This is a genomic window from Lachnoclostridium sp. An118, from assembly GCF_002160985.1.
In the GTDB taxonomy this organism is placed as follows: Bacteria; Bacillota; Clostridia; order Lachnospirales; family Lachnospiraceae; genus Claveliimonas; species Claveliimonas stercoravium.
This window is the reverse complement of the sequence record NZ_NFLQ01000012.1, coordinates 22,442-35,457: the sequence shown is the minus strand read 5'-3', so window position 1 is coordinate 35,457 and position 13,016 is coordinate 22,442. Positions and strand designations below refer to the sequence as shown.

The window sequence follows — 13,016 nt, the reverse complement described above, 5'->3', positions numbered from 1 at the left end:
AGGCTCTGTCCTCGTCCCGTTCCCTGCAGGAATCGAACCTGCACTTGATCCTTAGGAGGGATCCGTAATATCCATTTTACTAAGGGAACATAACTATATTTATCTCGTACTCAATTATTCTATCATCTTGTATCACTAAAATCAACAGTTATTTTCATTTTTATGAGGGAAACAGCAGTATATACTGCTGCTTCCCTTCATTCTGCCACTTTTTAAAAATTGATCCTTCCCTGGAGCCACATGTTTGCCTTGAACCTCCGTCCCCGGGCCGGCTCGCCAAATACGCTCTTTACCGGGACACAGACATCAAACTCCAGCTCATTTACATCCAGCTTCATGACATAGAGCTCCTCGCCCGTCTCCTGGTTCTGGATCGTATGTACATTCAGGATTTCCCCCAGGATGGAATATCTGTCGCACTCCACTCCGTAGGGCATGAAATAGGTGTCCACAATGCTGAACACATCCTCTGTCACAAGTCGCCTGGAGACCTTCGTATAGATATCAATGTCATCCAGAGTCAGGCTTTCCATAGCCGCCTGGTCCCCGTTCCTGGCTGCACTCAGGAGCATCATCCGGTTCCGGGATTCCTCTCTCCTCCTCTTCTCCGTCTCCTTGCTCTTCATGACAGGGAGAAGGACAGTTCCGGAATTGCACAGTCCTGCCAGAGTCACGGAGCCGAATTTAAGCCTGTCTCCGGCAAGCTGCCTCTCTTTTATATATTCCACTGTGTTCTGCAGGTGGAAGATGAGGCTGACACCTACCTTCACATCCTCGCATATTCCCACATAGGCCTCCCGGTCCATTCTTTTTTCAACGACGATATCAGCGTAGGAGGAGATGCCGCTTCCGATGAAATAGGGATAGTAGTACTGTCTGTAAAATCTTTCCCGCATATCCATATCTCCGCACACGGCAACACCTATACCTGCTCCGCATTCCCTCTGGTATTCACAGAAGTCCGCCTCCTCGTCAAGGGAGACCAGCTCATGGCAGGTATAGTCGCTCTCTATCTTCTTCAGGAATCCATTTAACTCTGTCCTTGAGCTGATACAGCCGTAACCAATTGACCTCAAATATTTATGCATCTGTCACCTTTATTTTTTCTTTTCAATCTTATCAAGGCCGCCCATATATGGACGCAGCACTTCCGGGATCCTGACAGAGCCATCTGCCTGCAGGTTGTTTTCCAGGAAGGCGATCAGCATTCTCGGCGGCGCCACTACCGTGTTGTTCAGTGTATGGGCAAAATATTTCCCATCCGCTCCCTTTACGCGGATACCCAGTCTTCTTGCCTGGGCATCTCCCAGGTTGGAGCAGCTGCCCACCTCAAAATATTTCTTCTGTCTCGGAGACCACGCCTCCACATCGCAGGATTTCACCTTCAGGTCCGCCAGGTCACCTGAGCAGCATTCCAGCGTGCGCACAGGGATATCCAGGGAGCGGAACAGGTCCACTGTGTTCTGCCACAGCCTGTCATACCACATCATGCTGTCCTCAGGCTTGCATACAACGATCATCTCCTGCTTTTCAAACTGATGTATCCTGTATACACCTCTCTCCTCAATCCCGTGAGCACCCTTTTCTTTTCGGAAGCAGGGTGAGTAGGATGTCAGTGTCTGCGGAAGCTGCTCCTCCTCCAGCATGGTGTCGATGAATTTTCCGATCATGGAATGCTCACTTGTCCCGATAAGATACAGGTCCTCTCCCTCTATCTTGTACATCATGGAATCCATCTCAGCAAAGCTCATAACGCCTGTCACCACGTTGCTCCGGATCATGAAAGGAGGAACGCAGTAGGTAAATCCCCTGTCGATCATGAAATCTCTCGCGTACGCCAGGACTGCGGAGTGAAGCCTTGCGATATCTCCCATCAGATAGTAGAATCCGTTTCCGGCCACTCTTCCCGCACTCTCCAGGTCGATGCCATTGAAGCTTTCCATGATATCTGTGTGGTAGGGGATTTCGAAATCCGGAACAGCCGGCTCACCGAACTTTTCAATCTCTACATTCTCGCTGTCATCTTTTCCGATGGGCACGGAGGGGTCGATGATATTTGGGATGGTCATCATGATTTTCTTGATGTTTGCCTCAACATCCTTCTCCTCTGTGGAAAGGCTCTCCACTCTGTCAGCATTGGCCTGGACCTTCTTCTTAAGCTCCTCAGCCTCCTCCTTCTTCCCCTGTGCCATGCAGGCGCCGATCTCCTTTGAGATTTTGTTTCTCTCAGCTCTCAGAGCCTCTACCTCCTGCTTTATCTCCCTGTTCCTCTTATCCAGCTCCAGCACTTCGTCTACAAGGGGAAGCTTCTCATCCTGGAATTTCTTTTTTATATTTTCTTTTACTACGTCCGGATTGTTTCTTACAAATTTGATATCAAGCATTTTTACACCTCATCCTTTTCACTCTTATTTGTTCTCTTTTTGGTATCCCTGGTTTCCTTCACATCCATGCTGTAGGCCTCGCTGAAGATCGCACGGTCCAGAGCCTCTGTCTCTTCTTCCGCAAGCTCTACATAGCTCTCTCCCTTGACGATCTCTTTTATATAAGTATAGCAGCCCTCCCTGCTGTGCATGGCGTTGATCACCCAGCCGCTGTTGTTTCCATCCAGCATGGCCAGTGCGAAGCTCAGTTTGCCTCCCATCTCGTTAAATGCGTCATACTTGACGATACCGACCTTTTTAAAGTCTTTCTCCATCTTGCGGTAAATATCTTTGACATCCTGTCTGTTCTGCTTGGTCAGCTTCGCAAGTCCGTCTATCTCTGAAAATTTAGAGAGAAGACTCTCCTCTAAAGTCTTTCCATCTTTTCCCTTCATAAACGAGTTGTAGCTGTTTTTCAACCGGTCATATTTCATACTCACATTTACGTACAGTACAAAGAGGGCGATGATCAGTATCAGCATAAAAAGAAAGATAAATGCCGGATCGATGCCCAGTTTTGCCAAAATTGCACTTTCCATTAAATCTGTTCTCCTTTTCCTATGGACATGATCATATCGAACATACGTTCCAGTTCTTTATCTGAATAGTATTCAATCTCTATTTTTCCTTTTCCTTTTCCCTTTGATGCCACATGGACCTTTGTTCCAAGCACCTGCTTCATCTTATCCTCAATATCTTCATATATAAACGCGTTCTCTATGATCTTCTTTTCTTTTTGTTTTTTCGGATTCTTGATCTCCTTGATAAGCTTTTCTGTCTCCCTCACACTCAGCTTTTCATCAAATATCCTATTGGCCAGGACATACTGCTGTTCCGGGTCATCAATGGCAAGAAGAGCTCTCGCATGACCTGTACTTATCATATCATCTATGATCATCTGCTGCACTCTCTGGTCCAGCTTAAGGAGACGCATAGAGTTGGTGACAGCTGTCCTGCTCTTGGATACTCTCTCAGCCACTTCATCCTGCTTGAGGTTGAATTCCTCCAGGAGCTTTTTAAAGGCCATCGCCTCCTCAATGGGATTAAGGTTTTCTCTCTGAATGTTCTCGATCAGCGCGATCTCGAGGATTTCCTGTTCATTGTACTCCTTTATGATAACAGGGACTTCCTTCACACCTGCCATCTTTGCAGCACGCCATCTTCTCTCTCCCGCAATGATTTCATAATAGTCATTTCTTTTTCTGACAATAAGCGGCTGGAGCACACCATATTGTTTAATAGAGTCAGCCAGTTCGAGAAGCGCGTCCTCCTCAAAGTTTCTTCTCGGCTGATCTCTGTTTGGCTCCACCATATTGATCTTCATCATCTGCTCGCCGCTTTTTAATTCGGCTGTTTCTTCTGTCTTTTTACTCTCAGAGCTGGATACTTTAGCAGATTTATTTTCCGGGATCAGACTGTCCAGTCCTTTTCCCAGCCCCTTTCTTTTTACCGGCATATTTTTCCTCCACCTTCTGTTTTTCTGCTATTCCTCTTTTTCTATCACTTCATCTGCAAGCAGTCTGTAGCTCTCAGCACCTGACGACTTTGGATCATACTGATTGATAGGCATACCATAGCTTGGCGCCTCCGCCAGTCTGATGTTTCTCGGTATGATCGTTTTGTAGATATTCTGGTTTAGATTATCCTTTACATTTTCCACAACCTGGAGGGACAGATTGGTCCTCGCATCATACATCGTGAATACAACACCTTCTATTTCCAGATTTGAATTCAGACGCTCCTTTACGAGTTCTATCGTATGTATGAGCTGGCTCAGTCCTTCCAGCGCATAGTATTCACATTGAATAGGCACAAGTACTGAATCTGCTGTCGTCATCGCATTGATCGTCAACATACTCAGGGAAGGCGGGCAGTCGATAATAATAAAATCATAGTCGTCTTTTATTTTTTCGACCTCATTTTTGATGATATATTCCTTATTTTCGATACCTATCAATTCTATCTCAGCAGCTGACAGATCTATGTTTGTAGGCATCACATCCAGATTTTCCAACACATCCTTGCATATGATTTCTTCAATCCGGCCTTCACCTATAATAAGGTCGTACACTGTCTTTTCAACATTGTCTTTATCAACGCCCAATCCACTGGTCATGTTTCCCTGTGGATCCATATCAATTGAAAGGACCTTCTTACCCTTTTCCGCAAGACATGCTGACAGATTGATAGCTGTTGTCGTCTTTCCAACTCCGCCCTTCTGGTTTGCTATCGCTATTATTCTTCCCATTTTGCTTTACCTCTCTCAGTGATTAGTAATAGTATATCACCTTTCGGATTTATATTCCAGAACATGTTTCACGTGAAACATATTTTTTCTGTTTTTCATAAATGTTTCACGTGAAACATTTTGCTTTTGGATACTTTTTTTAACAATAGCAGCTGTTGATCACAGATGTTTCACGTGAAACATTTTGTGCAGATATATCTTTAGTTCTTCTTTGAGATATGATAAACTATTCATATAGACACTGTAGAAAGGAGTATTAATATGAGTTGGAAAAAAGCCCTTACTATCACAACAATTCTCGCCGGAGCAACCTCCGTCGGCATCCATCTTATAAATAAAGCAATCCATATTTCAGCCACGATGGACCATCTGCTAAAACCTGCTTCAGAGACCTTTTATGACTGGAAATTCGGAAAAATATTTTATACAAAGCAGGGGCAGGGCACTCCCTTGCTTCTTATACACGACCTAAATACATCAAGCTCGGAATATGAATGGAAAAAAATCGTCAGTATGCTCTCCGAGTACAGGACAGTCTACACGTTGGATCTGCTCGGGTGCGGCCGCTCAGAAAAGCCAAACCTGACATACACAAACTACCTGTATGTGCAGCTCATCAATGATTTTATAAAAAATGTCATAAAAGAGAAGAGCGATGTGGTCGTAACCGGGCAGTCATCCTCCTTTATTTTAGGGGCCTGTCAGAACAATAAAGAGAACATTGACAGTATTATCATGATAAATCCAGCTGATATATATACAACGGCTCATATTCCCACTAACAGCAGCCGTATACTGACAAAGCTGATCCTCCTGCCTCTTGTAGGTACCCTTCTTTACAACATACTTGTCAGAAAGGAAAATATAGAGAAGCTGTTCAGGGATTACTATTTCTATGACAAGAGCAAGATCAGACATGAAGAGATCATGACGTACTACGAGGCCGCTCACTGTGGAAACGCATCCTCCAAGTATCTTTTTGCGAGCATGAGCGGAAATTATCTGACCGCAAACATAAAACTGTACCTGAAAGACCTTTCCAACAGTATCTTTATCATAACAGGGACCAATGAAAAAAACAAAACGGAAGCAGCAGAATATCAGAGGCTTCTTCCATCCATTGAAATATTCAACCTGTCTGACGCAGGATATCTGCCTCAGCTGGAGACTCCCAACAGACTTATGGATCAGCTTAAGATATGTCTTGACCTGGATTAACGAAAGAGAGTATAGGTATATAAAAGAACCGCTGCTATTGCAGCGGTTCTTTTGACGGAAGTCCGGCTTTTCTCGGAAACCTTCCCGGAGTACTTCTGTCCTTTCTTATCATGACAAAGGACCTTGAAATATCGCTCTCTGGCAGACAGAATTTCTCTACCTTCTCAATTTTTCCTCCCAAGACTGAGACTGCCTTCTCAGATTTACAGAGCTCCTCCTCTATTTCTCCGGATTTATAGGAAACAAAGAGGCCATTCCTCTTCACGTAAGGAAGACAGTACTCCGAGAGAGTGGCCAGATTAGCGACTGCTCTTGAGACGCAGAGGTCATATCTTTCTCTGTACTCTCCCTTTTTAGCAAAATCCTCTGCTCTGCCGTGAAGGGCAGATATGTCTTCCAGTGCAAGCTCCTGTATCACGCAGTTCAGGAATTTGATCCTCTTGTTCAGAGAATCCAGAAGCGTGACCTTCAGGTGAGGATACACGATTTTCAGAGGGATACCGGGAAATCCGGCGCCTGTCCCTATGTCAATGACGGTCGAGATCATCTCCATATCCTGGACCTTCACGATAGCAAGACTGTCCAGAAAATGCTTTTCATTTACTTCGTTGTAATCTGTTATGCCTGTGAGGTTCATTATCCTGTTCCATTCAACCAGGAGCTCAAAATACCGGTCAAACTGCTCCTTCATTTTCTCTGTCAGGACAATCCCAAGCTTCCTCAGCTTTATATCAAATATTCTCTCTTCCATAAAATCTCCTGCTTCTTTCACTCTCTATCTTCTTAACTGTTCCATGTACACAAGGAGCACGGAAATGTCTGCAGGCGATACACCTGATATGCGGGAAGCCTGTCCCACTGACACCGGACGGTATTGCTTCAGCTTCTGTACTGCCTCTATCCGCAGGCTCTTCACTTTATCGTAGTCAATATCCTCCGGTATTTTCTTGTTCTCCATCTTTCTAAACTGCTCAACCTGCTTTTTCTGACGGGAGATGTACCCCTCATATTTTATATTTATGTTAACTTGTTCCTGCACCTCTTCTCTAAGGTCAGGCGGAAAAGCCGGGCGCTCCTTATCAACAGGAGCAAGTATCTCATACGAGAGCTCCGGGCGCCGTATGAGCTCCGCCAGATCAGACCCGGATGTGAGCGGCGTGCTCCCGTGCTCCGCCAGCAGCCCCTGCACTTCCTCCGTGGTTCCCACATAGGTCCTCTTCAGCCGGTCTGTCTCCTCACGGATGAGTCTCTCCTTTTCCAGCAGCCTCTCATACCTCTCCTTATCTATGAGACCAATCTCATACCCCTTCTTCGTCAGCCTCTGGTCCGCATTGTCCTGCCGGAGCAGCAGCCGGTACTCAGCTCTGGAGGTCATCATCCTGTAAGGCTCATGGCTTTCCTTCGTGACCAGGTCATCCACCAGAACACCGATATAGGCCTCTGACCTGTCCAGGACGATCCCTTCCTTTCCCTGCAGCCTTCTGGCCGCGTTGATGCCTGCCAGGAGCCCCTGAGCCGCCGCCTCCTCGTATCCTGAGCTGCCGTTAAACTGCCCGCCGCTGAAAAGCCCGTCTACCGTGCGGAACTCCAGTGTGGGGAGGAGCTGCCTGGCATCAATGCAGTCATATTCAATGGCGTAGGCGTTCCTCACAATCCTTGCATTCTCCAGTCCAGGCACCGAACGGTACATCTCATACTGCACGTCCTCCGGAAGGGAGCTGGACATGCCTCCGATATACATCTCATTTGTCTCCAGTCCCTCCGGCTCGATAAAGACCTGATGGCGGCTCTTGTCCGCAAATTTCACCACCTTGTCCTCGATAGACGGGCAGTATCTTGGCCCGGTTCCCTCGATCATCCCTGAAAACAGAGGGGACCTGTCCAGATTTTTCCTTATGATATCATGGGTCCTCTCATTTGTGTATGTCAGCCAGCAGGACACCTGCTCCTTCTGGATGGAGTCCGGGTCTGTCGTGAAGGAGAAGGGAACGACCCTCTCATCCCCCTTCTGCTCCTCCATCCTGCTGAAATCTACCGTATTCTTATCAATCCTGGCCGGAGTCCCTGTCTTGAACCGGTACATTTTTATTCCCAGCTCCTTCAGGCACTCTGTCAGATGGTTGGCGGCCTGGAGTCCGTTTGGGCCTGTGTTGGTGCTCACATCCCCGTAAATGCACCTGGCCTTCAGATATGTGCCGGTGCAGAGTATGGCCGCGCGGCAGCGGAAAACAGCGCCGGAGTAGAGCTGTACACCGGTCACCCTTTTTCTTCCGGCATTCTCCTCTGTCAGTATGTTCACCACCTCCGCCTGCTTGATATCCAGATTTTCCTGGTCCTCCAGCACCTGCCGCATGGTCCTGCTGTAGAGGGCCTTGTCAGCCTGAGCACGCAGAGAATGTACGGCAGGTCCCTTTGACTTATTGAGCATCTTGGACTGGATAAAAGCGCGGTCTATGACCTTTCCCATCTCCCCTCCCAGGGCGTCCACCTCCCGCACCAGGTGTCCCTTGGATGTCCCTCCTATATTGGGATTGCAGGGCATGAGAGCAATGCTGTCCACGCTGACCGTGAACACAATGGTTTTAAATCCAAGCCTCGCACAGGCAAGAGCCGCCTCACAGCCGGCATGTCCGGCCCCGATGACAGCCACATCATACGTATCCTTATTTTCCCATACAGAATTTACTGAAAATTTCATTGACAAGATCCTCTCCTACTGTCTCTCCTGTGATCGTTCCCAGCGATTCGTAAGCATCCATCAGGTCTATGGAATAGAAATCCTCCGGCATATCCATACGAATACTCTCCAACACCCTCTCAAGTCCCTGGCGCGCGCTGTCCAGGGCGTGCTTCTGTCTCGCGTTTGTGATATATACTTCACTGTTAAAGGAAATGTCGCCGTGATAGAACATTTCCTTCACCGCCTGCTCCAGCTCCTCCATCCCCTCTTCCTCCTTTGCGGAGACGGATATGACAGGAGGCTCTTCCATGTCCTGCTCCCTGCACATCTGCCGTATTTCTTCCTCCCCTGTCCTTCGCTCCAGGTCTGACTTATTGAGGAGGATGATGGATTTCTTTTGGGCTATAAACTGAAAGATCTTCCGGTCATTTTCGTCAAGGGGAAGGGAGGAGTCCACCACGCAGATGATGAGGTCAGCCCCCTCTGCCTGACTCAGCGCCCGGTCCACGCCTATTTTTTCCACCTGATCATCAGTCCTTCTTATGCCTGCCGTGTCCACGATATTCAGGGAAATGCCGTGCAGGTTCATGTGCTCCTGGAGGATATCCCTCGTAGTTCCGGCTATATCCGTGACGATGGCCCTCTCCTCGCCGAGGAGCATATTCAGTATGGAGGATTTGCCCGCATTTGGCTTTCCAACGATCACAGTCTGTATCCCCTCTTTCATGATACGCCCGTTATCTGCCGAGTCGAGGAGCTTCCTCAGGCTGTCCAGCAGTTCTCTCACATCCTTCTCCAGAGTCCGGCTGTATCCGTCTATGCTGATATGCTCCGGGTCGTCCAGCGCTGATTCGATAAAGGCCGTGTGATAGAGGATTTTGGCCCGTATATCACTCACCTTCTTTTTTACACTTCCCCGAAGCTGGCTTACAGAACTCTTCAGAGCATAGTCATTGCGGGACTGTATCACATCGATGACCGCCTCCGCCTGGGAGAGGTCCAGCTTTCCATTTAAGAACGCTCTCTTGGTAAACTCCCCCGGCTGGGCCGGTCTGGCTCCTCCCCGCAGACACGCCTCCAGGACTCTTTGCAGGACATAGACACCGCCGTGGCAGTTTATCTCCACCGTGTCTTCACCTGTAAATGTGCGGGGGCCTCTCATGAGCATGACGAGTACCTCGTCTATGGTCTCTCCGTCCTCCTCAATATACCCGTAGTGTATCGTATGGGATTTCTGCCCGGAGAGTCTCTTATTATTTTTTCCTCTGTAAATCCTGTCTGCAATCTCAAATGCGTCTTCCCCGCTCATCCTTACAATGCCTATCCCGGCCTCTGACATGGAAGTCGATATAGCGGCGATCGTGCTGCTTTCGCTGTACATAGCTTTCTCTCCTTTCCCCGGAGTTAAAAAGGCAGAGGTTTTAACCTCTGCCTTTTTTTATTTTCTCACCAGTGTCACTACTACGCGGCGGTAAGGCTCCTCGCCTTCGCTGTGTGTCGTTACATTTTTGTCTCCCTGCAGAGCAGAGTGGATGATCCTTCTCTCATAGGGATTCATGGGCTCAAGAGTAATCGGTTTTCTTGTCCTCTTCACCTTATGGGCAATATTTTTTGCAAGATTTTCAAGCGTCTCTTTTCTTCTTCTTCTGTAATCCTCTGTGTCCAGCTTCACCCGCACATAGCCCGCCTGCATCTTGTTGGCAACTCTGTTTGTAAGATACTGCAGGGAATCAAGGGTCTGTCCTCTCTTTCCAATGAGGATTCCCATGTTATCTCCCTTCATCTCAATGGCGAGAGCTCCCTCCTCGTCAACTTCTGAGTGGAGCTCCACTTCCATATGCATGGCATGGAGCACGCTGCGAAGGAAATTCTCACACTCGGCGACAGTGGCGTCCTCCACCCTTGCAAGTTCTGTCTCACGCTTTATCTCCGGCTTCTCTTCAGACTTATTTTCTTTCCTGTATTCTTTTTTTGTTTCTTTTCGCACCTGCTTCTGAGGGGCTTTTTTAGGCTCTCTGTTTTCTTTCTTAGGCTTCCTTGGCTCCTTCTCCTCTTTTATATCCAGAGTAATATCGCTTGGAACCGCCTCCTTTATAAACTCCTCTGCGATCTCGTCAACAGTCTCCTCCTGGGGTTCTTCCTTTCTCCATGCCCGGATCACTGCCTGCTTCATGCCTATCCCGAGAAATCCTGCGCTTCCCTTTTCAATGACATCATATTCCAGCCTGTCGCTCGTGACGCCAAGCTGAACAAGAGCCTCTGTGATGGCATCATCCAGCGTCTTTGCCGATACTGTGATCTCTTCCCTTCGTCTTCCTTCCATTTTGTTATCCCTCCCTATATCCACTTAGAGGGACTTCCTCACTTAAGAAAAAGTCCCCGCCTGTGTCCTAATTATTTTCGTTGTATTTTTTGACCAGATTGGCCTTGGAAGCAAGACTTCCTTCCTTTGCAGCATTCTTGTTGTTTGCAGCCTTCTGGAGCTTTTCTTCCTTCGATTTATCTGTCTGCACAGATGTCTTTGCCTTGCTCTGGATGCTCCGCGTGTTTGTCTGGGCCATGGCATTTATCTTCTCTGCTCTCTCGCCCCTCTTCTCACGCTTTTTCGCAGCCTTCTCTTTATTTTTCTCGATGAGCTCTTCCACGGATATTTTTTTCAGATGACTGTTGATAAATACCTGCTGCAGACATCTTACCACCGCACTGATGATCCAGTAAAGACCAAGGCCTGCCGGAAGTGACACAACGACGAACAGTGAGAACAGAGGCATTGTGATGTTCATTGTCCTCATGGTGCTGTACATCGGATTGTCCTTGTCCATAGCCTGTCCGGAGAGCGCCTGAGAAAGCTTCATGCTCAGGAACTGTGTCAGGACAGATATGGCCGGAAGAGCGATCGCCGTGATGATAAGGATTACGGCTGACACTCCAAACTGCTCGGAAATCTGCGCTCTCTCAGAGAACAGCTGCATCGGTGAGAGGGACAGATCCGGGATAGTGAGGAATTTCTGCACATCCGCCGGAGCGTTCTTGATAGCCGGAACATAGTTTTCCATCTGGTAAACAACCGGATACAGTGAAAACAGAAGTACCATCTGCAGGAGCATGGGAAGACATCCGCCTGTCATGGACGTCCCATATTTATCATATACCTGCTGCATCTCTTCCTGCATCTTCATCTGAGATGCCTGGTCTCTCTTGTTCTTATACTTTTTCTGGATTGCCTGAAGCTCAGGGTTCATGACCGCAGTCATCTTGGATGTTCTCTGCTGCTTGATGGTAAGCGGCATCATGATCATATATACAAGTATCGTGTATAAGATGATCGACAGTCCCACCAGACCAACGTCTGAGGGAAGAATCTTATCCAGTATCTCATAGATAAAATTCATGACAATACCGAGCAGATCCGCAATCTGTCCTATGATTGGCCAGTTTGCGGCTGTCAATACTACACCTTCCATATTTTCTTTTCCTCCGTTCATGCGACCGCTCAGATCGCCCCGGTCTGCCTTCTATCCTGTTATTTTGTAATGCTACGGGACCGGATCGTAGCCTCCTTTAGAAAAGGGATTGCAGCGGAGTATCCTCCATACAGCCAGAAGCCCTCCCTTGAGCGCCCCGTGCTTTTCAATCGCCTCCACCGCATACTGGGAGCATGTAGGAAAATAGATACATGTGGAATGTCCCTTGAGGGGAGAAAGATATTTCTGGTAAACTCTCACCAGACCTATCAGGATTTTTTTCACCATACATCACTCCGTTTTACTGATTTATCTGTACCATCCCATGAAGGCGTCCCAGATGCAGGAATGCACTTTCAATATCACGGCATTTCTTTCCTTTTGCCGCCGCTCTGCCTATGACCACTATATCTTTACCGTATGGGAACAATTCTTCATTCAGACGATAGCTTTCACGTATCAACCTTGTCAGTCTGTGCCTGACAATACTGTTGCCAACCTTCTTGCTGACGGAGATCCCCAGTCTGTTTTTTTTAAGGCCATTATCCATGACATACATGACCAGATACCGGTTGGCATTGGATCTTCCGTTTTTGTAGACATGCTGAAAATCTCTGTTCTTTTTCAGTGACTCGGAAAATTTCATTTTCATCTCCTGATTTTAAGAGAAGAAAAGGCCACAATGCTGCGGCCTACGCTGATAATTTCTTTCTTCCTTTAGCTCTTCTTGCAGCAAGAACCTTTCTTCCGCCTGCTGTGCTCATTCTGGATCTGAAGCCATGAACCTTAGCTCTCTGTCTCTTTTTTGGCTGGAATGTCATTTTCATAGATATCCACCTCCCTTATATTTTACACAGGAATACTCCCGCACTTTTCCTAGACATCAGTTTTGATTATATTCAATAAGTTCCGTGAAGTCAAGCAAAACCGATGATTTCATAAAGTTTTTCCTCTCAGCTGCGCCCATGGCATCATATAATATA

14 protein-coding genes and 1 tRNA gene are annotated in these 13,016 nt (G+C 47.4%); 1 reads left to right on the top strand and 14 read right to left on the bottom strand.

The window, feature by feature from the left end; genetic code table 11:
* Positions 1-17 precede the first annotated feature (17 nt).
* From B5E62_RS10985 to B5E62_RS10960, 6 genes are all read right to left on the bottom strand, one after another.
* A tRNA-Arg gene (locus B5E62_RS10985) sits at positions 18-89 on the bottom strand.
* 123 nt (positions 90-212) lie between these two features.
* A complete protein-coding gene (locus tag B5E62_RS10980) occupies positions 213-1,088 on the bottom strand; it encodes a DUF3881 family protein (RefSeq protein WP_087174614.1) in 876 nt (291 codons plus the stop codon).
* A gap of 9 nt (positions 1,089-1,097) precedes the next feature.
* On the bottom strand, positions 1,098-2,384 hold the full coding sequence (gene serS / locus B5E62_RS10975; RefSeq protein WP_087174613.1) for a serine--tRNA ligase: 1,287 nt from the start codon (positions 2,382-2,384) through the stop codon (positions 1,098-1,100).
* 2 nt (positions 2,385-2,386) lie between these two features.
* Positions 2,387-2,962 (bottom strand): DUF4446 family protein, encoded by a 576-nt coding sequence (locus B5E62_RS10970; RefSeq protein WP_087174612.1) that lies wholly within the window; start codon positions 2,960-2,962, stop codon positions 2,387-2,389.
* A complete protein-coding gene (locus B5E62_RS10965; RefSeq protein ID WP_087174611.1) occupies positions 2,962-3,879 on the bottom strand; it encodes a ParB/RepB/Spo0J family partition protein in 918 nt (305 codons plus the stop codon). Before B5E62_RS10965 ends, B5E62_RS10970 begins: the two co-directional genes overlap by 1 nt.
* 27 nt (positions 3,880-3,906) lie before the next feature.
* Positions 3,907-4,671 carry a ParA family protein gene (locus tag B5E62_RS10960; RefSeq protein ID WP_087174610.1) on the bottom strand — a complete coding sequence of 255 codons (765 nt, stop codon included), beginning with the start codon at positions 4,669-4,671 and terminating at the stop codon, positions 3,907-3,909.
* Positions 4,672-4,932: 261 nt separating this feature from the next.
* Between B5E62_RS10960 and B5E62_RS10955 the strand changes: the two genes are divergently transcribed.
* Complete coding sequence (locus B5E62_RS10955) at positions 4,933-5,889, top strand: alpha/beta fold hydrolase (protein ID WP_087174609.1); 957 nt, start codon at positions 4,933-4,935, stop codon at positions 5,887-5,889.
* A gap of 34 nt (positions 5,890-5,923) precedes the next feature.
* Here the strand turns inward: B5E62_RS10955 and rsmG are convergent, their stop codons facing one another.
* The 8 genes from rsmG to rpmH all read right to left on the bottom strand — a co-directional run bounded on the left by rsmG (position 5,924) and on the right by rpmH (position 12,860).
* A complete protein-coding gene (rsmG, locus tag B5E62_RS10950) occupies positions 5,924-6,640 on the bottom strand; it encodes a 16S rRNA (guanine(527)-N(7))-methyltransferase RsmG (protein WP_087174608.1) in 717 nt (238 codons plus the stop codon).
* A 24-nt stretch (positions 6,641-6,664) separates the two neighbouring features.
* On the bottom strand, positions 6,665-8,587 hold the full coding sequence (mnmG, locus tag B5E62_RS10945) for a tRNA uridine-5-carboxymethylaminomethyl(34) synthesis enzyme MnmG (RefSeq protein WP_087174607.1): 1,923 nt from the start codon (positions 8,585-8,587) through the stop codon (positions 6,665-6,667).
* Positions 8,553-9,950, bottom strand: coding sequence for a tRNA uridine-5-carboxymethylaminomethyl(34) synthesis GTPase MnmE (gene mnmE, locus B5E62_RS10940; RefSeq protein ID WP_087174606.1), 1,398 nt, complete (start codon positions 9,948-9,950; stop codon positions 8,553-8,555). The genes mnmG and mnmE overlap by 35 nt, the downstream gene beginning before the upstream one ends.
* A gap of 57 nt (positions 9,951-10,007) precedes the next feature.
* Positions 10,008-10,892, bottom strand: coding sequence for an RNA-binding cell elongation regulator Jag/EloR (gene jag / locus B5E62_RS10935; RefSeq protein WP_087174605.1), 885 nt, complete (start codon positions 10,890-10,892; stop codon positions 10,008-10,010).
* A 67-nt stretch (positions 10,893-10,959) separates the two neighbouring features.
* The gene (locus tag B5E62_RS10930; RefSeq protein WP_087174679.1) at positions 10,960-12,033 is read right to left on the bottom strand and encodes a YidC/Oxa1 family membrane protein insertase; all 1,074 of its coding nucleotides are present in this window, start codon (positions 12,031-12,033) and stop codon (positions 10,960-10,962) included.
* 72 nt (positions 12,034-12,105) lie between these two features.
* Entirely contained in the window at positions 12,106-12,318 is a 213-nt protein-coding gene (gene yidD / locus B5E62_RS10925; protein ID WP_087174678.1) for a membrane protein insertion efficiency factor YidD, read from the bottom strand.
* Positions 12,319-12,334: 16 nt separating this feature from the next.
* Positions 12,335-12,679: a ribonuclease P protein component gene (rnpA, locus tag B5E62_RS10920; protein WP_087174604.1), complete on the bottom strand. Its 345-nt coding sequence runs from the start codon at positions 12,677-12,679 to the stop codon at positions 12,335-12,337.
* 46 nt (positions 12,680-12,725) lie between these two features.
* Positions 12,726-12,860 carry a 50S ribosomal protein L34 gene (gene rpmH / locus B5E62_RS10915; RefSeq protein ID WP_021859823.1) on the bottom strand — a complete coding sequence of 45 codons (135 nt, stop codon included), beginning with the start codon at positions 12,858-12,860 and terminating at the stop codon, positions 12,726-12,728.
* Positions 12,861-13,016: the final 156 nt, after the last annotated feature.